15 protein-coding genes are annotated in these 18,542 nt (G+C 62.7%); 4 read left to right on the forward strand and 11 right to left on the reverse strand.

Translation table 11 applies throughout. From position 1 onward, the window contains the following. Nucleotides 1-4 precede the first annotated feature (4 nt). The 3 genes from EKO19_RS04350 to EKO19_RS04360 form a co-directional block, all read right to left on the reverse strand. The gene (locus tag EKO19_RS04350) at nucleotides 5-1,711 is read right to left on the reverse strand and encodes an N-acyl-D-amino-acid deacylase family protein (RefSeq protein ID WP_217705114.1); all 1,707 of its coding nucleotides are present in this window, start codon (nucleotides 1,709-1,711) and stop codon (nucleotides 5-7) included. Nucleotides 1,712-1,847: 136 nt separating this feature from the next. Next, the gene (locus EKO19_RS04355) at nucleotides 1,848-3,728 is read right to left on the reverse strand and encodes a hybrid sensor histidine kinase/response regulator (RefSeq protein WP_175596951.1); all 1,881 of its coding nucleotides are present in this window, start codon (nucleotides 3,726-3,728) and stop codon (nucleotides 1,848-1,850) included. Between the two features lie 237 nt (nucleotides 3,729-3,965). Next, the gene (locus EKO19_RS04360) at nucleotides 3,966-4,298 is read right to left on the reverse strand and encodes a thioredoxin family protein (RefSeq protein ID WP_129775164.1); all 333 of its coding nucleotides are present in this window, start codon (nucleotides 4,296-4,298) and stop codon (nucleotides 3,966-3,968) included. 99 nt (nucleotides 4,299-4,397) lie between these two features. On the opposite strand from EKO19_RS04360, the gene EKO19_RS04365 reads away from it, so the two are divergent. Further along, nucleotides 4,398-5,285 (forward strand): polysaccharide deacetylase family protein, encoded by an 888-nt coding sequence (locus EKO19_RS04365; protein WP_157995116.1) that lies wholly within the window; start codon nucleotides 4,398-4,400, stop codon nucleotides 5,283-5,285. Here the strand turns inward: EKO19_RS04365 and EKO19_RS04370 are convergent. The 7 genes from EKO19_RS04370 to EKO19_RS04400 all read right to left on the reverse strand — a co-directional run bounded on the left by EKO19_RS04370 (nucleotide 5,203) and on the right by EKO19_RS04400 (nucleotide 12,523). Then, complete coding sequence (locus EKO19_RS04370; RefSeq protein ID WP_129775166.1) at nucleotides 5,203-6,159, reverse strand: GlxA family transcriptional regulator; 957 nt, start codon at nucleotides 6,157-6,159, stop codon at nucleotides 5,203-5,205. The genes EKO19_RS04365 and EKO19_RS04370 overlap by 83 nt on opposite strands. A gap of 10 nt (nucleotides 6,160-6,169) precedes the next feature. Further along, nucleotides 6,170-6,727, reverse strand: a complete 558-nt coding sequence (locus EKO19_RS04375) for a cysteine hydrolase family protein (protein WP_129775167.1) — start codon at nucleotides 6,725-6,727, stop codon at nucleotides 6,170-6,172. A 111-nt stretch (nucleotides 6,728-6,838) separates the two neighbouring features. Further along, on the reverse strand, nucleotides 6,839-8,080 hold the full coding sequence (locus tag EKO19_RS04380; RefSeq protein ID WP_129775168.1) for a sugar phosphate isomerase/epimerase family protein: 1,242 nt from the start codon (nucleotides 8,078-8,080) through the stop codon (nucleotides 6,839-6,841). 231 nt (nucleotides 8,081-8,311) lie between these two features. Beyond that, nucleotides 8,312-8,659 carry an ArsC family reductase gene (locus EKO19_RS04385; protein WP_129775169.1) on the reverse strand — a complete coding sequence of 116 codons (348 nt, stop codon included), beginning with the start codon at nucleotides 8,657-8,659 and terminating at the stop codon, nucleotides 8,312-8,314. A gap of 59 nt (nucleotides 8,660-8,718) precedes the next feature. After that, nucleotides 8,719-10,518 (reverse strand): DUF885 domain-containing protein, encoded by a 1,800-nt coding sequence (locus tag EKO19_RS04390; RefSeq protein ID WP_217705115.1) that lies wholly within the window; start codon nucleotides 10,516-10,518, stop codon nucleotides 8,719-8,721. Nucleotides 10,519-10,600: 82 nt separating this feature from the next. Next, nucleotides 10,601-11,677 carry a cyclic nucleotide-binding domain-containing protein gene (locus tag EKO19_RS04395; RefSeq protein WP_129775170.1) on the reverse strand — a complete coding sequence of 359 codons (1,077 nt, stop codon included), beginning with the start codon at nucleotides 11,675-11,677 and terminating at the stop codon, nucleotides 10,601-10,603. Between the two features lie 129 nt (nucleotides 11,678-11,806). Further along, on the reverse strand, nucleotides 11,807-12,523 hold the full coding sequence (locus EKO19_RS04400; protein WP_129775171.1) for an SDR family NAD(P)-dependent oxidoreductase: 717 nt from the start codon (nucleotides 12,521-12,523) through the stop codon (nucleotides 11,807-11,809). A 204-nt stretch (nucleotides 12,524-12,727) separates the two neighbouring features. Here EKO19_RS04400 and EKO19_RS04405 point away from each other — a divergent pair, with 204 nt between their 5' ends. From EKO19_RS04405 to EKO19_RS04415, 3 genes are all read left to right on the forward strand, one after another. Continuing rightward, the gene (locus EKO19_RS04405) at nucleotides 12,728-15,001 is read left to right on the forward strand and encodes a DUF6600 domain-containing protein (protein ID WP_129775172.1); all 2,274 of its coding nucleotides are present in this window, start codon (nucleotides 12,728-12,730) and stop codon (nucleotides 14,999-15,001) included. 114 nt (nucleotides 15,002-15,115) lie between these two features. Then, the gene (locus tag EKO19_RS04410; RefSeq protein WP_217705116.1) at nucleotides 15,116-15,532 is read left to right on the forward strand and encodes an antitoxin MazE-like protein; all 417 of its coding nucleotides are present in this window, start codon (nucleotides 15,116-15,118) and stop codon (nucleotides 15,530-15,532) included. Further along, nucleotides 15,513-16,049: a DUF6036 family nucleotidyltransferase gene (locus EKO19_RS04415; protein WP_129775174.1), complete on the forward strand. Its 537-nt coding sequence runs from the start codon at nucleotides 15,513-15,515 to the stop codon at nucleotides 16,047-16,049. The genes EKO19_RS04410 and EKO19_RS04415 overlap by 20 nt, the downstream gene beginning before the upstream one ends. Nucleotides 16,050-16,093: 44 nt before the next feature. On the opposite strand, the gene EKO19_RS04420 is transcribed toward EKO19_RS04415, so the two are convergent. Then, nucleotides 16,094-18,466 (reverse strand): Tex family protein, encoded by a 2,373-nt coding sequence (locus tag EKO19_RS04420; RefSeq protein WP_129775175.1) that lies wholly within the window; start codon nucleotides 18,464-18,466, stop codon nucleotides 16,094-16,096. Nucleotides 18,467-18,542: the final 76 nt, after the last annotated feature.

Raw genomic sequence — 18,542 nt, forward strand, 5'->3', positions numbered from 1 at the left:
ACGCTCAACGCGTGCTCGTCGCCGCCGTCTTTTGATAGCCAGGTCCACGCACGACCTGGCCGGGCTTCGCGCCGGTGTGCTCGCCGTCGCGAAGCACCTGCACGCCATTCACGAAGACGTGTTGCACGCCGGTCGCGTACTGATGCGGCTTCTCGAAGGTCGCGTGATCCTGGATGGTCTTCGGATCGAACACCACGATGTCGGCGAAGCATTCCTTCTTCAGACAACCGCGATGGGTCAGCTTGAACGTCTCGGCCGGCAGGCTGGTGAGACGACGGATCGCATCCTGCAGCGTCGTCACTTTCTCATCGCGAACATACTTGCCGAGGAAGCGGGCGAACGTGCCGTAGGTACGCGGATGCGGATTGCTGAGCAGGAACGGGCCTTCCGGCGCCGAAGCTTCCGCATCCGAATCGATGTTCACCCAAGGCTGCGACAGGCCGAGCTTCACATTCTCTTCCGACATCAGGAAGTAAGCGGTGCCGACGCGCGTGTGATCTTCGATGACCAGATCGATCGCCGCATCTTCCGGCGACACGCCCCGCATCCTGGCGACTTCGGCCAGCGTTTTGCCGGTGAGCGGCTTGAGCTTGTCCGTCTTGAAACCGATCAACAGCACGCGACTGGCATCGCCCGCCCCTTGCAGCAGGCTTTCGAAGTCGGCGTTCGGATCGCGCATTTCCTTGAGCACACGCGCGCGGATCTCAGGCTTCTTCAAGCGCGCGACCCAATCATCGATACCGCCTTCCTGTACCCACGTCGGCATGGCCGCATCGAGGCCAGTGGCGCCCGCCGTGTAGGCATACATATCGGCGGTGATCTTCTGACCGGACTTGCGAGCGGCTTCGATCTTGTCGATGGCCTGCTGCATCTTCGGCCAGTTCTTCTTGCCCGCGGCCTTCAAGTGATAGACCTGCGCCGGCACCTTGGCTTGCTTCGAGATCAGCAACAGCTCGTCCAGCGCTTCGAGGAACCGGTCGCCTTCGCTGCGCATGTGTGAAATGTAAGCGCCGCCAAATTCACCAGCCGCCTTGGTGATCGCGATCAGCTCGTCGGTCTTCGCATAGTTGCCGGGCGCGTAGATCAATGAGCTGCCGACGCCGAGCGCGCCTTCGCGCATCGCCTGACGAACCAGATCCTGCATCCGCTTCAGCTCTTCCGGCGTGGGCGCGCGGTTGGCGAAACCGATTTCGTGCTGCCGAACCGTGGCCGCGCCGACGAACGAAGCGATGTTCGGCGAAATGCCCTTCTTCACCAGGAAGTCCAGATATTCGCCGAGCGTGGTCCAGCTGATGTCGTAGCGGATATCGCCCTGGGTCTTGAGCATCTCGTCGCGAATCGTGGCGTTGACCGGCCCCATCGAGGTGCCTTCGCCAAAGATCTCCAGGGTCACGCCCTGCTTGATGTCGCTCATGCCGCGACCGTCGTAAATCAACGATTCGGTGGCCCAGGACAGCGTATTGATGAAGCCCGGCGCCACCGCCAGCCCCTTGGCATCGACAGTCTGCTTGCCCTGGTAATCGGCGAGCTTGCCGACCGCGACGACACGGCCATTGCGTACCGCCACCGAACCTTGGACGGGATTGCCGCCGCTGCCGTCGTAAATCACGCCGTTGTTGATCAGCAGGTCGACTTGTTCGGCCGCCGAGGCCGCGGTCGTCAGGCCGAGGCATAGGACGATCTTCGCGATGACGAGAGGCTTGAGACGCACGATGGCTCCAAACGATGACGAATGGGGGAAGCGACCCTAGCGCAGATCCGCGCTTGTCGCACAGAGATTCACAACCTGAGCTACAAGGAAGACCATCCCGGGGCCCGCTTCCTGCAAGACCGCCGCGACCACAGGCTCAGCTTTCGAAGACCCTCTCCAGCACGCCGGCCAGTTCCTCCACGGTATCGGGCTTGAGCACGAGTTCGCGGACGCCAACCTGCTTGGCGATCACGCGATCCTCGGCGCGCACGTAGCCGGAGGTGACGACGACGGGCAGGTCGGCACGAACTTCTCGAATGGCCTGCGCGACGTGGAAGCCCGACATGCCCGGCATGGACAGGTCGGTGACGATTACGTCGAAGGCGGCCGGCTGTTCACGCAAGGCTTGCAAAGCCTGCTCGGCGTCGGTGAAGCCGGTGACTTGATAGCCGGACTTCTGAAGCATGCGAATCATCAGATAGACGAGCGCGTCCTCGTCGTCGATATACATCACACGCCGGCCGCGCCCTTGCGCTGGCGGGGTGGCGACCACTGGCTGGGTCGGCGACGGGGCCGCATCGACGGCTGGAAAATACAGTCTGAATGTCGCACCTCGTCCGGGCTCGCTGGTTGCAAGCACCGATCCTTCATGGCTGCGCATGATGCCGTCGACCACGCTGAGCCCAAGCCCCGTGCCGCGCCCCACCGGCTTCGTCGTGAAGAACGGATCGAACACGCGATCGAGCGTGGCCTTGTCCATGCCACTGCCCGTATCGGTCACGGACAACCGCACATAGCGACCGGCTTTCAATTCCGGCGTCAAAGTCCCGCCTTGCGCGACATGCACCTCGTCGAGCGCCACGCTGATACATCCGGCCGCGCCGTCGCCGATGGCATGTGCCGAGTTGGTCACCAGATTGATCATGATCTGATGAATCTGGGTCGCATCGGCCCGCACCGACGGCAACGCTGCGGCGAAATGGGTGTTGATCTCGATCATCGCCGGCAGCGTCGCACGCAACAGCTTGATTGCATCCTCCACCGCGGGCTGCAGCTGAAGCACTTCGCGACGACAATCGTTCTGCCGGCTGAAGGTCAGAATGCGATTGACCAGATCGGTGGCCCGCGCAGTGGCCTTCGCGATCTCGGCCAGGTTGTTTTGAATCGGATGCTCGGGCGCCAGCTCCAGCTTCGCCAGACGCGTGTTGCCGGCCACCGCCAGCAGAATATTGTTGAAGTCATGAGCGATACCGCCGGCGAGCGTGCCCAGCGCTTCGATCTTCTGCGCGTGATGCAAGGCATCTTCGGCGTTCCTGCGCGCCGTGACATCGATCGTCGCGCCGATCATCCGCGTGGCGACGCCCTGCTCGTCCCGCTCGATCTGCCCGTTGACGTCGACCCATTGCGAGACGCCGTCGGGACGGAGCAAACGAAACTCCAGCGAGATCTCGCGCGCATTGCCCTTGATATGTTCTTCCATGGAGCGGCCAACCCACTCCCGATCTTCCGGATGCAACAGCGCCGTTGCCGTGGCGATAGGCAATATTCCGTGATGACGACGCTGCCCCCAAAGTTTGTACATCGCGCTGTCCCACCACACGGTGCGCTTGTGCAGGTCCCAAACCCAGGTGCCGATGCGCCCCGCTCTCACCGCCGCCCGCAATCGTTCCTCACTGTGTCGATTGCGAACGTGCGACACATGACCGCTACGGTGATGCCCGGTTCGCGGCCTGACGGCAATCAGCGTGCATCGCGCATCGCCGGCCTCGACCGGCAGTTGGATGAAGCGCAACGGGAAGGTGCTGCCATCGAGACGATGTCCGGTGGCGCGTCGACGGGTCGCGAGCGACTCACCGCGATCCAGGGGGCGCCATGCTGGAATCAACTCATCGATCGCGAACTGAGTCAGATCGCGCTGCTCGTAGCCAAACAATCTGGCGGCGGCACGGTTGCCCGCGGTGATGTGTCCATACTCGTCGATCAATACCGCCGCCGCCGGCCAATGCGCCAGCGTCAGTCGCACGATCGTCGAGCCCAATCCCTCTTCCCCAGTCTGGTCGTCACCGTCCCTGTGTGGCGACTGTTGCCGCGGCTGGCCACCACGGCGATTCGCCCGAACGGATTTCACAGGTCACCTCTGCGGGCCTGATCGATTAATTATTCCTGAAACATCGAAGCCCCACCCGACTGCTGTCGGATGGGGCTATCTGTTTCTACTACGCTACGCAACAGCGCGCACGTAGGAATTACCGTCGGACGTTATTGCCTGTCCGTCTCAGGACAATTTCGCATCGATCAGCGCTGTCAGATCCGCCTTGCGCGGCAGACCGACTTTCTGACCGACCACTTCGCCACCCTTGAACAGCAGGACCGTCGGCACGCCACGGACACCGAAGCGATACGCCGTCTGATTGTTGGCATCGACGTCGATGGTCTTCACTGTCAGACGACCGTCATAATCGCGCGCGATGTCTTCGATCATCGGCTTCATCGCCTTGCACGGACCGCACCAGTCCGCTTCGAACTTCAGCAGCACCGGACCCGCGGCGGACAGCACCTGCTCGTTGAAGCTGGCGTCCGTTACCGCGACAAACTTCCCATCGCTCATGAACCTCTCCTTCTCGGAGTGTGACCTTGGTGAGCCAACATGCGCCCGAGGGCAGTCACGGGCAATCGCCATTGGCAATCCCATCAATCGACAACTTCGATGGCGCTTGCCATCATGGGCTTCCTTCACCACCGAGTTGCGCCGTTGAGCCTGTGTCGTGCCGATAAGTTCCTGCTGGCCAGTGCGGCTGTAACCCTCGGCTCCGCCACGGTTTTCGGCCCCGGTGCGCTGGGCCTGGGAATGCCGCTGAGCGCCTATGCGCTGCTGGTGGCGGACGGCATCTTCCGCCCTGCCTCCTCGCTGCTGTACCCGACGCTGGTCCGGGGCCGAACCGACCGGCCGCGAGTGGCACTCACTTTCGATGACGGGCCCGATCCAGAGGTCACCCCCGCCGTGCTGGATTTGCTCGCGAAGTACCACGCCCGCGCGACGTTCTTCGTCATTGGCCGTTATCTGGACAAACATCGGGCGTTGGGCGAGCGCATGCATCGTGAAGGCCACGAGATCGGCAATCACTCCTGGCATCACTCGCCGTTTCAGAATTTCTATCCGGCCTCCGGGCACGGCGTCGAAATCGATCGTTGCTCACAGCTGATCCAGGCGGTGACGCAATCGAAACGCGAGCCGTTGTATCGGCCGCCGGTCGGCTTGAAGAGTCCCGGGATGTCACGCGCGGCTCACAAGCGCAAGCTCGAGGTCGTAGCGTGGTCCATCCATTCGAGAGACACCATGGCGCGCGATCCTCACGCGGTCGCGAACGGCGTGGTGAATCGCGCCCGACCAGGAGATATCGTGCTACTGCATGACGGGCACGATCGCGAGAACCATCATCGCCCGCTGATTCTCGAAGCGCTGCCATTGTTGTTGGAAGGGCTGCGCCAGCGCGGGCTCGAATCGGTGACGGTCAGCGAGCTGTCGAACGAAACTCAGCCGGCGACACCCGCTCCCAACGGCGCCAGACTCGCCGCAGATGATGCGCGGAGCTGAAGCCGCTGCGCTCGGCGACCCGCTCCAACGCTAAATCACTATTCGCGACCATTTCTCGCGCCACCGCCACGCGAAGGCGCTGCACGTAATCGAGCGGCGAGCATCCTGCGTGCTCCGCGAACAGCCGGCCGAGATTTCGAGCGCTCATACAAGCAATCGCAGCCAGCTTTGAAGAGGACCAGTCCGCGGCGGGATTGCGAGCAATCGCATCCTGGACTTTGTGAACCGCGGGATGAATGTGATTTCGGTGCATGACCCACGCCGAGAGCTGCGGGTCGGCGGTGGTCCGCCTCATGTAAACGACGAGATCGCGTGCCACAGCCACGGCAATCTTGTGACCCAATTGCTGACCGATCATGTGCAGCACGAGGTCGATGCCTGACGTCACGCCGGCACTCGTCATGACATGACCGTCCTCGACGAAGATCCGATTGCCGTGCACCGTCGCACTCGGCTCGATCCTGGCGAGCTCACTGACCAGATCGTGGTGTGTCGTGCACTCACGCCCGCGCAACAGCCCGGCGTTCGCAGCCACCAGGCTGCCCGAGCAAACACACATCAATGTCACCGTTTCATTGCGAGCGATGACCTGCAGCCACCGGGTCAGTTGCTTGAACGGTTCCGATTCCAGATCGAACGCGGCCGTCGTGACCCCCGCGACGACGACAATCGCATGGTCCGGCACGGTGGCCGGCAACGGCTGCAGCTCGCAAAGCTGCAGCCCGATGCAGGAACGCAATGAGGAACTGCTGCCAACGAACTGAAGATCGTAGCTGCCGGGCACGAGCTTGGTGGCCAACCGAAACGCTTCGGCCGCACCGGCCACGTCGAGCAGCACGACCTCAGGCAACAGCGCGAACAGCACCGTCCTCATGCGTTGGTCCTCAGATCACTACGGCTTCCGAGTGCTGAACCTGGGCAAACCGGCCTTGCAGTACCAGCTCCGTGCGGTCGCGAATCTCGGCCGGCGTATACGTGCGGCCCGATCCAGACACCATGGGAAAAGTCAGCGTGGCATCCATGGCGTACGTGACACTATAGCCGAGATCCGACGCATGACGCGTGGTCGTCTCACAGCACTGCTCGGTGCGGATGCCCGTTACGATCAGCCGGTCGACGCCATGAGTGCGTAGCCAGTAGTCGAGACTCTTGCCGTTCTTAGTGGTCGCGAACATGGCCGAATGCACGGCCTTGGTGAACACTTCGGTGGGCCGGACCTCCAGCTGCGGCAATGTCTTGATCAGCCCGGACTCCTGCGAAAATGGATTTTCCGCGCCTTCCTCATCGACATGGAATACCTGCAGCACCGGCAGTCCCGCCTTGTGGGCACGGTTCACCAGCTGCTGCAGACTCTGGACGAACTCAGGCAGCTCGGCGTCGTTCCAATACGGACGGCGGGTAAACGACTGCTGCACATCGATGACGAGCAACGCGGACTTCATGACCACTCCTCCAGGACAACGTGAGCGCATGGTGCGCGCCACGTGGTCCGGGGACGAGAGCCGCCGTCGACAGGCAGCGGTCAAAAACGGCCAGCAGGCCCTGGCTGCCGATCATGACCGGTAGGCTTCGCGCCCCACGCCCTGAATGGGAATGCCCTGCGATTTCAGTACTTCGTGCTGAAGCGCGTACATGGCCGCGGCCGCCTCGTCGATGGCTTTCACGAACGCCAGCGAGCCTTGCAGGATGGGCGCAAGCCGGGCCTTGTCCTGAATGCGAGCGGGCGGATATTCGTGCTCGACGACCAGATAGGTCTTGGCCGGATCGATCGACAGCAGCTCACGCGCGGCGAGCTGATGATCGAGCCAATCGACACTGCGGTTCTGCAGATACGCGAGCGGATCATGACGTGCCGTGCCCGGCAGCTCGTGCTCGCACAGCACCGTTTGTTTCTTCCACGCATTGCCTTGATCGGCCGGATTGGGCGATGGCTTGCCGTCGATCCAATCGCCCCGCTGCAGGGTCTGTCCGCCGTAACCCCAAGCAGCGACGCCGCGCGAATCCACGACCTGACCTTTGACGTGAAATCCGCCGATGAGAAACGCGTAACCCGAATCCTTGAGATATTGAAACAGCGAGCGCGTGTCCTGCCCCATCAGAATCGCATGCGATGGATCGTAGTGAATGCGGAACTGATCGCCGACGCCATGCCGCTCACAAATCCGATGTAACGCAATCCACGGGCCGGGCGCGTAGGCGATGTTGTTGTGCCAGCGATCGAGCACATTCCAACCGGGCATGGGACATTGCTCGACCCGATAGGTCAGGCCGCGCGCCTTCGCTTCCTTGAGCAATGGAATGAACGCCTCTTCGAACATGATGAGGTTCTGATCCATTTCCAGCTGCGGATTGCGACCGACGAAACCGCACACCGCGTCCGTGCCCAACAGCACGGCAGCATCGAACACGCGCAACATGAAGTCATATTTCTTGCGACGTGCCGCGGGGTCGGCCACCAGCATGTTGTCGAAGTAACCGAGATCGGACAGGCCGACGCCGGTTTCCTTCATGGCCGCCAGCACGCGAGCCGCCCGTTGTTTGTTGAAGGGCTGACGCAGATCCAGCGTGTTCGCCACGGGGTCGAGCATGGCCTCGGCCGGCACATCGCTTTCGGTGGGATGCAACGCCGACGACAGCTGAATGTTCGGCGAGCCGATGTCGCGAGCAAATTGCAGCCACTCTTCGATGGCCAGATCCGGATCGGCATCCCGCCGCTCCCGAGGCGTCAACTCCTGCAACGCCGCAGTCAGGATGCTGAGCTTCATGGGCTTGGGGGCAAAGGCTGTGGTGCTCATGCCCCCGAGTGTGGCAGATCCTGTAACCGTTTACAGCGGCCTGCGGGGCCTGCGGCCGGCAGTGTCCCGGAGGTTGGATAGCCAGAGGCGGTGGTGTCAGCCGGAGGCGATGGGAGTAGCCGAAGGCAGCGAGCACCGGCCGAAGGCAGTGGCGTCAGCCGAAGGCAGTGGACGCTGGCCGAAGGCCGTGGCGTCAGCCGAAGGCCGTAGCGCTAGTCGAAGGCGATGGGGCTAGCCGAAGGCGGCCTGGTATTCCGGGGGCTTGAACCCGATCAACAGCTTGGCCCCCTTCTCCAACACCGGCCGCTTGATCATCGACGGCTGCGCCAGCATCAACGCAATGGCCTTGCGCTCGTTCAAATCGGCCTTGTCCGCGTCAGGCAATTTACGAAACGTGGTGCCGGCCCGATTCAGCACGGTCTCCCACCCCGCCTTCTTACACCACGCTTCCAGATGCTCGCGGTCGATGCCCGAAACCTTGTAGTCATGAAACTGGTACTTCACCCCGTGCTCATCGAGCCAGGCGCGCGCTTTTTTCATGGTGTCGCAGGCTTTGATGCCATAGATCGTCGTTGTCATTCAGAAATTGTACTTCACACCGAAGCGCACGGTACGCGGCTCCTCCTGCTCGCCATGAATCAGGGCGCTAGCGCCGACCGCCCGGGCGTGCGCGACGACGACTTCTCAGCGATCCAGGCCTGCACGCGCTTGCTCACGACATCCAACGGCAGCGCTCCGCTGAGGAGCAGCTTGTCGTGAAACTCGCGCACATTGAAGTTCTCCCCGAGCGCCTCCTCCGCATCACGACGCAGACCTCGCAGGCGCAGCTCACCGATCTTGTACGCCAGCGCCTGGCCCGGCCAGGAGATGTAACGCTCGAGCTCCGTCTGGATGTTGTGAGGCGCGAGCGCCGAGTTCTCGGTGAAGCAGCGACGCGCCTGCTCAATATCCCACCCCAGCCAGTGAATGCCGGTGTCGGCCACCAGGCGGCAGGCTCGCCACATTTCGTAGGAGTAGCGACCGAAACGCTCGTACGGATCGCGATAGATCCCCATCTCCTCGCCCAGGAACTCCGAATACAGCCCCCACCCCTCGACGAACGCCGTCGGGCTGGTATTGCGACGGAAGTACGGGATGCCGCTCAGCTCCTGAGACAGAGCGATCTGCAGATGATGGCCCGGCACCGCCTCGTGCACGGTCAGCGCCGGCAGCTCATACAGCGGCCGCTGATCCAGATGCGAGGTGTTGACCATGTACCCGCCCGCCTGCCCCTGCTGCATGCTGCCGACCCAATAGCGACCGGTCGTATAACCGTCCGCGATATCCGCCGGCACCGGCCGCACGCCATAGGGCAATCGCGGCAGCGTGCCGAACAGACGCGGCAACTGATCGTCGGAGCGCTTGGCGATCTCGCTCGCCTTCTCCATCAGCTCTTCCGGTGTCTTGGCATAGAAGCGCGGATCGGTGCGAAGCATTTTCAGAAAGTCCGCGAAGCTGCCCTTGAAGCCGGTCTCCGCGATGGTCTGCTCCATCAGCCCACGAATGCGGGCAACTTCCGACTGACCCAGTTGATGAATCTCATCCGGCGTCATCTGCGTGGTGGTCTCACGCCGCACGAAGAATTTGTAGGAGCTCTCGCCGTTCGGAACCGTTCGCCACGCAAGCTTCGGCCGCGCGGCGCGCAGATAGTCCTTCTCCATGAAATCGGCAAATTTCTTCTGCGCCGGCAGGATGCGATCGCGCACGATCGCGAGCGCCTTGGTGCGATATTCCTGTTGAGCCGCGGCCGGGATGCTCGACGGCATGCGCGCGAACGGCAATAACAGCGAGCTCTCTTCCGGCTTGGTGTTCGCCACCTTGCGAGCCACTTCGAGCACGCGATCGGCCACGATACGCGGCTGCGTGTATTTGGTCTTGATGCCTCGCTGCAGATTGGCGAGGTTCTGCTCGTAGTACGCCGGCGTCGCTTCGAGTCGAGCGAGCCATGCATCCGCGTCGTCACGCGAACCGATCGTGGTCGTGCGCGCCAGATAGTCGAGCAATGTATGAAAGCCGCTGTCGTTCTCGAACGGGATGCGCGGCAGATCGAGTGTGAGTTGTTCCGAATGAAGCACGACGACGCCAGTGAGCAACTGATGATTCAACGCCGCGTCTTCGGACAAGCCCGAGGTGTCGATCGCCGCGAGCCGCTCCCCGATGCTCTTCAGCTGCTTCGCATTCGCCGCTTGTGTCTCAGGCCGCACATCGGGAAGCCGTCGCAATGCCCCTCGATCTCCTTCCTGCCCCGCGCTCACCGGATCGTCCTTCCGGATCAACTGCTCGTACTCCTCGATCAGTGCGCTCAAGCTCGACTCGGGCGTCTGCGCACTCACCACAGAGCACGACAGCAGCAGAGCCAGACAGCTCAGCAAGGACGCGGGACGGAACATGAAACCCATGAGGCCCTCTCCATAGGATTTGGAAGACGGCATCTTGGGCCGCCGGCTCATGAAATTAAAGAGCCGCGGCGGCGAGAGACAGTTAGCGAGGCGCGGCCAGCTCGGTGGAGCCCAGACCACCGCGGAGCACGCTGGCATTGAAGCCGCGTTCCGCAAGAATGTAGGCACAAGCCGAGCTGCGACGGCCGGTGTCGCAGCAAACGATGTAATGACGATTGCGATCCAGCGCTTTCATTTTCAGGCGCAGCGAATGCAACGGAATGTTGATCGCGCCTTCGGCCCGGTAGTGCTCGAACTCCGACGGCAGGCGCACATCGATCCACTGCCCTTCTTCCCTGGCGACGATGCGCTTGGCGCTCTCATAGTCGACCCAGTCGAGCAGCGGCTCGTGCAGCAGCTTGCGGAAATCGTCCTTGGCCAGCCGCATCAGCACGCCATCGGTCACCATGGTCACGGTGGCGTTGCGCTTCACGTCGGAGATCAGCGCTTCTTCACCGAAGGTATCGCCCATCTTGAGCTCGGCGAGCCGCACGCCATCCTTGTTGAGCGGCGTCTCGCGCGCGACCTGGCAGATGCCTTTGACGACCACATAGAAATAATCGCCGATATCGCCCTGTTTGATGACCACCTCGCCGGCGCGGCAATCGATCCGCTGCAGGCGCATGAACACGGCCTGGATGTTGGCCGGCGGAATCTTGTGAAACGCCTTGGTCTGCAACAGCGCGGTCATCCAGTCGTCCGGACCGGGCGCGTTCTCGTCCAGGCCGTTCAACTCCAGCACCTTGTAGGCACCGGTCTGGTCGAGCGTGACCGCGACGTCCAGGAATTCGCTGTCGATCTGGAAATATTCGATCCGGTCGGAAGTGACCACCGCCGAATAGGGCCGCGGCAGCTGATGCGCCAGCGGGCTCTTGGATTTGGGCGTGCCGCTCCTCACCGAGCCGACGATCTCACCCTCGGCGAGCAGGTCGATCGAGCCGCTGATCAGATAGAAGGTCTGCTTTTCCTCGTCGCCTTCGGTGAACAGCAGCCGACCCTTGGGCGCCTGGCGCCGGGTCATCTTCCGGGCGAACACAGCCACGCTTTCGGGCTTCATGCCGTCGAACGGCGCGAAACTCCGCAGCAGGGCCAGCTCTTTGGGACTCCCGGATACTTCCATGGCCAAGATCTTGTTATTTGACCTGACCGAGTATTAGGCAGCCGCCTTAGGTAATCCGCGATGTATCTCACAACTGAGCGGGGCATGCCGTCCGGACAGCGCCCGAACGTCAACATTCTGTCGGTGCTGCTACATTCGCTGATACCAGGCCGCGGGTAAGCCCCGTAGCAACCACGCCATCAGCCGCCAGCGCCGGGTCACATAGGCGTGCCGCTTCCGGCCACGGATGGCAGCCAATATCTGTTCCGCCGCCTTCTCGGCCGGAGCCACCCAGAACAGCCCCGGCCCCTGCGCCATGGCGGTCGCCACGAAACCGGGCTGGATATCGGTCACCGTGATCGGCAGGCCGTTGCGATGGCAGCGCTGCCGGATGCCTTCGAGATAATTGGAAACAAACGCTTTGGACGCGTTGTATGCCGGCGCGGCCCGACCGCCACGCAGGGCCGCTATCGATGAGATGCCGACCAGATGTCCCGAGCCCCGCTGTTCGAGCGCGTGAATGGCTGCGTTCACCATGGCGGTGAAGCCGAGGACATTCACTTCGATGGTGCTTCGTTCTTGCGACCACTCCAGAGTCGGATTGATATACCCCACGCCGGAGCTGACTACATACAGCTCTACATCGCCCACCTCGGCAGCGAGCTCACGCAGCGCCGACATGGCGTGTTCAGGCTGGGCAATATCGATCACTTTGGTGAACGCGGCGTCGGGCAGGCTGGAGCGAATGCTCTCGAGCAGATCGCCACGACGCGCGGCGAGGCCGACTCGATAACCCTGGCTGGACAGACGCCGCGCCAGCGCGGCCCCGATGCCCGAGCTGGCTCCGATCACGATGGCACCCGGCATGAGACTCCTTTTGAACTTAATTACTTGTTTTTCCGGGCTGCCCGGACGTCCAGGCAACGTATCGAAGCTGTTCACCTTGAGTTCACCCCAGGGAACGGATCATGCTCACAACCGTTCTAAACGGGGGTGGGCAACATGATTTCGGGTAACGCCAACCGCCGACTCACGGATCGATCAAGCGGCCAACTCACAGGTGGCAGCAAGGTGACGAATTCCCTGACACAGTGGCTGACGGGACTCGCGAGCAGCGCGGTCTTGCTCGTCGCTTTCGGCGGCGTCGCGCGAGCCCAGGAGCCCGTGGTCGAGCCGGAACCCGTTGTCGAATCTTCCGACGATGGGGCGCCCGTTGTCGAACCTGTGGTCGAGCCACAATCCGCCACTGAGTCTTCCAGCCGCGGCACCGCCGTGACCGACCCGCCGAGTCGTGTCGCCCGCCTCGGCTATGTCGATGGTGAAGTCACCGTCGCGCCGGCCGGCACCGAAGAATGGGCCGAGGCCGCGCTCAACCGTCCGTTGACCAGCGGCGATCGACTGTGGGTCGAAGACAAAGGTCGCGCCGAGCTGCAGATCGGCTCCGCGGCGGTGTATCTCGATGGTGACACCGGCTTCGGTTTCATCGAGCTGGACGACAACGTGCTGCAAGCGAGCCTCACTGAAGGTGCCGCCACCATTCGCGTGCGCCGTCTCGCCCAAGGCGAAACCATTCAAGTCGAGACGCCGCACTCCACGGTGTATTTGAATCGCGTCGGCGAATATCACATCGAAGTCGACAAGGCGGCCGATCGCACCATCGTCAAGACCCGCACCGGTGAGGCCGAAGTTAGAGGCGGCAACAAGGAATTCACGGTGCGCGCCAATGAACGCGGCGTGTTCACTGGCTTGGAAACGCTCACCGGTCAGATCGAGCCGCTCGGTCCGCGCACCGCATTCGAGAACTGGGCGAACGATCGCGACGGTCGCAACGAGCGCTCGAAGTCGGCGCAGTATGTTTCTCGCGACGTGGTCGGTTACGAAGACCTCGACGACAACGGCACCTGGATCAGCGAGCCCGAGTACGGCTACGTGTGGCGACCGACCTATGTTGTGAGCGGCTGGGCGCCGTACCGCTACGGTCGCTGGGTGTATGTGTCGCCGTGGGGCTATTCGTGGGTCGATGACGCTCGCTGGGGCTACGCGCCGTTTCACTATGGCCGCTGGGCCTACATTCGCAGCAGCTGGTGCTGGGTCCCCGGCCCGCGTCACATTCGCCCCGTGTATGCGCCGGCACTGGTCGGCTGGGTCGGCGGCCCGGGTGTGGGCATCTCCGTCTCGTTCAGTAACGTCGGGTGGTATCCGCTGGGACCTCGCGATATTTACTATCCGGGCTACCGGCACACGCCGCGGTACATCCGCTACGTGAATGTTTCCAACACGGTTGTGGTCAACAACAACTATTTCTACGGCGGCCGGCGCGCTCCGCCGCCGCACTTCGACTATCACCGTTATCCGGGCGCCGTGACTTCAGTATCGCGCGATTACTTCGTCGGCGGCCGACGCATCGGCGATCACTGGGTGCGGCCAAGCGACCACGACATGCGCAGCTGGCACGGCGTGCGTGAACCACCCGCCATCGCGCCATATCGCGAAAGCGTGCTCGGTGGACAGGTCCGTCAGCCGCCACGCGATGCCAATCGGTTCAACATGGGCCGCGGTGACTACTACGCCGGTCGCGTGCCTTTCCATCGCGAACGCAGTGCCATCGAATCGAACGGCGGCCGACCGGTCGGCCGCTCCGAGCTGCTGGACCGCCAGGACGGCAATCCGAAACGTGGCGGCGATTTCCGTGCGATCCGCCCGGGCAGCGGCCCCGATATCAAGCGCACCGAGCGTGACCAGGCGCTGGGCATCAACGGCAACAATCGCCCTCGCGAACTGAATAACGACTCGGTGCGCGAGTGGCAAACGCGTCGTGACCGCGAGGATCGCAACGACAACTCGTCGTCTCGCCCCGGCAATAACTTCTCCACGCCTTCGCCTCGCGCCACCGAGCGCACTCGCGACGATGTTCGCGATCGAGTGAGAAGCATGCCGGCGGAAGAGTCGTCGAACATCCGTCGCAACGATCACATGCAACGCGTGCCAAGCAACGGCTATCAGCAGAACGGCAACGGCTTCTATCGCCCCAACGACAGCGTCCAGGACCGGTTCCGCGATCGCGAGCAATCTCGCAGTTCCGGCAGCTCGGGCGGCACCCGCGTCGAGCCGCGCCAGTACAGCCAGCCTCAGCCTCGCGTTGAGCCTCGCCAATACAGCCCGCCACAACCTCGCAGCGAACCGCGCAACTACTCTCCTCCGCCAAGCCAACCGCGGCAGCAGGAGCAGCCTCGCGCCCAGCCGCAGCCCTCACGTCCGTCCCCGTCAAATAGCAACAACGGCGGTGGTGGCGGCGGCGGAAAAGGCGGTGGCAATCGGCCGTGGAATACGCCGAAGGAACGCTGAGGAATCAGCGTTCCGCTCGTTCGCAAGGCTCGTGTTGCGACAATATTCGTAACACGTTACGCTAATTAAATGGCGAAGAAACGCGCTCGGGGCCGTCCGTCGACAGGATCAGCGATGTCCGCTGCCGAGCGGATGCGTCGTCTGCGCGAACGAAAAAAAGCCGCCGGACTGAGACCCGTCGTCGCCTGGGTTGCCGCGGAATCCGCTGCGCCGGCGACCTACTCGTCACATCGCCTGCTGGAGGCTCGCAGCCTCGCGATGCATGCGGTCATTGCTCGAAAGATCGAGCGCGATCCGAAGCTGTTGCAAGTTGCCCGAGGCAACGTCGAACGCTGGAGCGCCCAGCGAAATGACCAGCGACCAGCATGGCTGGACGAATGGCGCGAACTTTTGAATCAGCCGTGGGCGAACATCGCGGCGCTCATCACCGAGCCCAGCGAGAACGGCGCGCGGCTGCGCCAGTCTTCCCCCTTCGCTGGGATACTCACCAACCAGGAACGATGGCGCATCCATGAAGCGTTCCGAGCTTGAGCACATCATCCGGGCGGCGGGTTCGATCGCCAACGACTCGGAAATCGTCGTCATCGGAAGTCAGTCGATCCTCGGACAGTTTCCCAACGCTCCTGCGTCTCTGCTGGTCTCAGCCGAAGCCGATGTGTTCCCGATGCACCATCCACAGCTGTCGGATCTGATCGACGGCAGTATCGGCGAGGGTTCACCCTTCCACGAAATGTATGGTTACTACGCCCAGGGCGTCGACGATAAAACCGCGACGCTGCCCGGTGGCTGGCGCGAGCGACTGATACGAATCAACAATCCGAATACGGTGGGCGTGACGGGCCTGTGTCTCGAGGTTCACGACTTGGCGATTTCGAAGTATGTCGCCGGAAGGGAAAAGGACCGGGAGTTCACCAAGGAACTCGCGCACCATGGGATGACTCAGCGCGCGACCTTACTCGCTCGGGAGCGCGACACCGACCTGCCCGCCGAGCTGAGGAAGATAGTGAAGGCTCGAATCGACAGAGATTTCAAAGAACCCACGAAATGACATGGGCCGAAGCGAGACTTCGGCCCATGCGTGTGAGAGAGTTCTTATTTGCGTTTCAGGGCCGCGGCGAACGCATCGGCCATCGCGCCGGCACCCACCGACTCTTCGCGACGCGGCTGCTGCTGTTGACGCGGCGGCGGGCGTGAGTCGCGGTCGCGGCGGAAGTCGCCGGACGAGTTGTCACGCACGCGCTGAGCGGACTCGTCGAGGCGCATGGTGAGGGCGATGCGTTTGCGCTGCTGGTCGACTTCCAGCACTTTGACTTTCACCACGTCGCCGGCCTTCACCACTTCGCGCGGGTCCTTGACGAACTTGTTCGACATCATGGAGATGTGCACCAGGCCGTCCTGATGGACGCCGATGTCGACGAACGCGCCGAACGCGGTGACGTTGGTGACGACGCCTTCCAGGATCATGCCCTGGGTCAGATCCTTCAGCTCTTCCACGCCGTCCTTGAACGTCGCGGTCTTGAACTCGGGGCGCGGGTCGCGGCCCGGTTTCTCGAGCTCCTTGAGGATGTCCTTCACCGTCGGCAAGCCGAACTTCTCATCGGTGAACCGGGCCGGATCGACTTTCTTCAGCGTGGCGCCGTCACCCAGCACTTCCTTCACGGGTTTCTTCAAGTCCGCGATGATGCGCTCGACCACCGGATACGCTTCCGGATGCACCGCCGACATATCGAGCGGATTGTCGCCATTCATCACGCGCAAGAAGCCGGCGGCCTGCTCGTATGTCTTGTCACCGAGACGCGGCACCTTCTTCAAGCCGGCGCGATTCGCGAACACGCCGTGCTCGTCGCGATAACGCACGATGTTTTCGGCGAGCGTCGAGGACAAACCGGAGATGCGCGCCAGCAAAGCGGCGGACGCGGTATTCACATCGACGCCGACGGCGTTCACGCAATCCTCGACGACAGCGTCGAGGCTCTTGGCGAGCTTGGTCTGACTCACGTCGTGCTGATACTGACCGACGCCGATGGACTTCGGATCGATCTTCACCAGCTCGGCCAGCGGGTCCTGCAGACGGCGCGCGATGGAAACAGCGCCACGCAAGCTCACGTCCAGATCAGGGAATTCCTTGGCCGCAAGTGCGGAGGCTGAGTACACCGAAGCGCCCGCTTCCGACACGACGATCTTCGTGAGCTTCAGATCCGGATGCAGTTTGATCAACTCGCCGGCGAGCTTATCGGTCTCGCGCGAGGCGGTGCCGTTGCCGATGCTGACCAGATCGACGTTGTGCTTCTTGGCCAGCAACGCCAAGTGAGCAATCGTGCGATCCCACTCGTTACGCGGCACGTGCGGATAAACCGTTGCGGTCTCTAGCAACTTGCCGGTGTGATCGACGATGGCGACTTTCACGCCCGTGCGCAGGCCCGGGTCGAGGCCCATGGTGGCGCGCGGACCGGCCGGAGCAGCGAGCAACAGATCGTGCAGGTTGTGCGCGAAGACGCGAATCGCCTCTTCTTCCGAACGCTCACGCAACGCCGTCAGCAGTTCAGCTTCCAGCTGCCACGCGAGCTTGACCTGCCAGGTCCAGCGAACCGTCTGCAGCAGCCAGGCATCGGCGGGCTTCTTATGATCGGCGATGTTGAAACGAGCCGAGATCTTCAGCTCGCACGCATTGAACGGCGCCGGCCCCGTCGCGGGCGGCGGCTGCATGTCTTCAGGCAGCTTCAGGGTGACCTTGAGCAGCTCTTCCTTGCGGCCGCGGAACAGCGCCAGCGCGCGATGCGACGGCACGGTCTTGATCGTCTCGCTGTACGCGAAGTAGTCGCGAAACTTGGCGGCCGGCTCTTCCTTGCCTTCGGCAACGGTTGACACAACGACACCGTTGTCCTGCAGGTGGGTACGCAGGTTGTTCAGCAACTCGGCGTCTTCGGCGAATTGCTCGATCAGAATGGTACGCGCGCCTTCGAGCGCCCCCTTTACGTCCGCGACGCCCGGGTTGTCGTCGCCCTCGGCGTTCTTGAACGCAGGCTTCAGATACTTCGCGGCCTCGGTCTCGGGCACCAGCGAGTGATCGGCAAGCAGTGCCGCAGCCAGCACATCGAGCCCGGCCTCGCGCGCGATCTGCGCCTTGGTACGACGCTTGGGCTTGTACGGCAGGTACAAGTCCTCCAGGCGCTGCTTGGTGTCGGCCGCCTCGATGCTGGCACGCAGGGCAGGTGTCAGCTTTTTCTGTTCATCGATGCTCGCGATGATGGCCGCGCGGCGCTCTTCCAGCTCGCGCAGGTAGCCCAGCCGCTCCTCCAGAGTACGCAACTGCGTATCGTCCAGGCCCCCGGTCGCTTCTTTGCGATAGCGCGCGATGAACGGCACCGTCGCGCCTTCATCCAGCAGCGCCACGGCGGCGACGACCTGCTCTGGTTTGGCCGACAATTCGGCGGCAATGCGGGATTGAATCGACGGCAGCGGCATCAGGTCCGGTCCACAGAGCGAAAACGAAGGCGCGCACTATGAAGAACGAGCCCCGCCGCCACAAGGCTTGAGATTC

It is taken from the genome of Peristeroidobacter soli (assembly GCF_004138485.1).
Lineage (GTDB): Bacteria > Pseudomonadota > Gammaproteobacteria > Steroidobacterales > Steroidobacteraceae > Steroidobacter > Steroidobacter soli.

Excerpts from the sequence above, each read along its gene's own strand:
- EKO19_RS04370 (WP_129775166.1), bottom strand. The coding sequence starts at position 6,159 with ATGAGGACGGTGCTGTTCGCGCTGTTGCCTGAGGTCGTGCTGCTCGAC.
- EKO19_RS04390 (WP_217705115.1), bottom strand. The coding sequence starts at position 10,518 with ATGGGTTTCATGTTCCGTCCCGCGTCCTTGCTGAGCTGTCTGGCTCTG.
- EKO19_RS04410 (WP_217705116.1), top strand. The coding sequence starts at position 15,116 with ATGTCCGCTGCCGAGCGGATGCGTCGTCTGCGCGAACGAAAAAAAGCC.
- EKO19_RS04380 (WP_129775168.1), bottom strand. The coding sequence starts at position 8,080 with ATGAGCACCACAGCCTTTGCCCCCAAGCCCATGAAGCTCAGCATCCTG.
- EKO19_RS04375 (WP_129775167.1), bottom strand. The coding sequence starts at position 6,727 with ATGAAGTCCGCGTTGCTCGTCATCGATGTGCAGCAGTCGTTTACCCGC.
- EKO19_RS04420 (WP_129775175.1), bottom strand. The coding sequence starts at position 18,466 with ATGCCGCTGCCGTCGATTCAATCCCGCATTGCCGCCGAATTGTCGGCC.
- EKO19_RS04400 (WP_129775171.1), bottom strand. The coding sequence starts at position 12,523 with ATGCCGGGTGCCATCGTGATCGGAGCCAGCTCGGGCATCGGGGCCGCG.
- EKO19_RS04365 (WP_157995116.1), top strand. The coding sequence starts at position 4,398 with ATGGCGCTTGCCATCATGGGCTTCCTTCACCACCGAGTTGCGCCGTTG.
- EKO19_RS04395 (WP_129775170.1), bottom strand. The coding sequence starts at position 11,677 with ATGGAAGTATCCGGGAGTCCCAAAGAGCTGGCCCTGCTGCGGAGTTTC.
- EKO19_RS04385 (WP_129775169.1), bottom strand. The coding sequence starts at position 8,659 with ATGACAACGACGATCTATGGCATCAAAGCCTGCGACACCATGAAAAAA.
- EKO19_RS04415 (WP_129775174.1), top strand. The coding sequence starts at position 15,513 with ATGAAGCGTTCCGAGCTTGAGCACATCATCCGGGCGGCGGGTTCGATC.
- EKO19_RS04360 (WP_129775164.1), bottom strand. The coding sequence starts at position 4,298 with ATGAGCGATGGGAAGTTTGTCGCGGTAACGGACGCCAGCTTCAACGAG.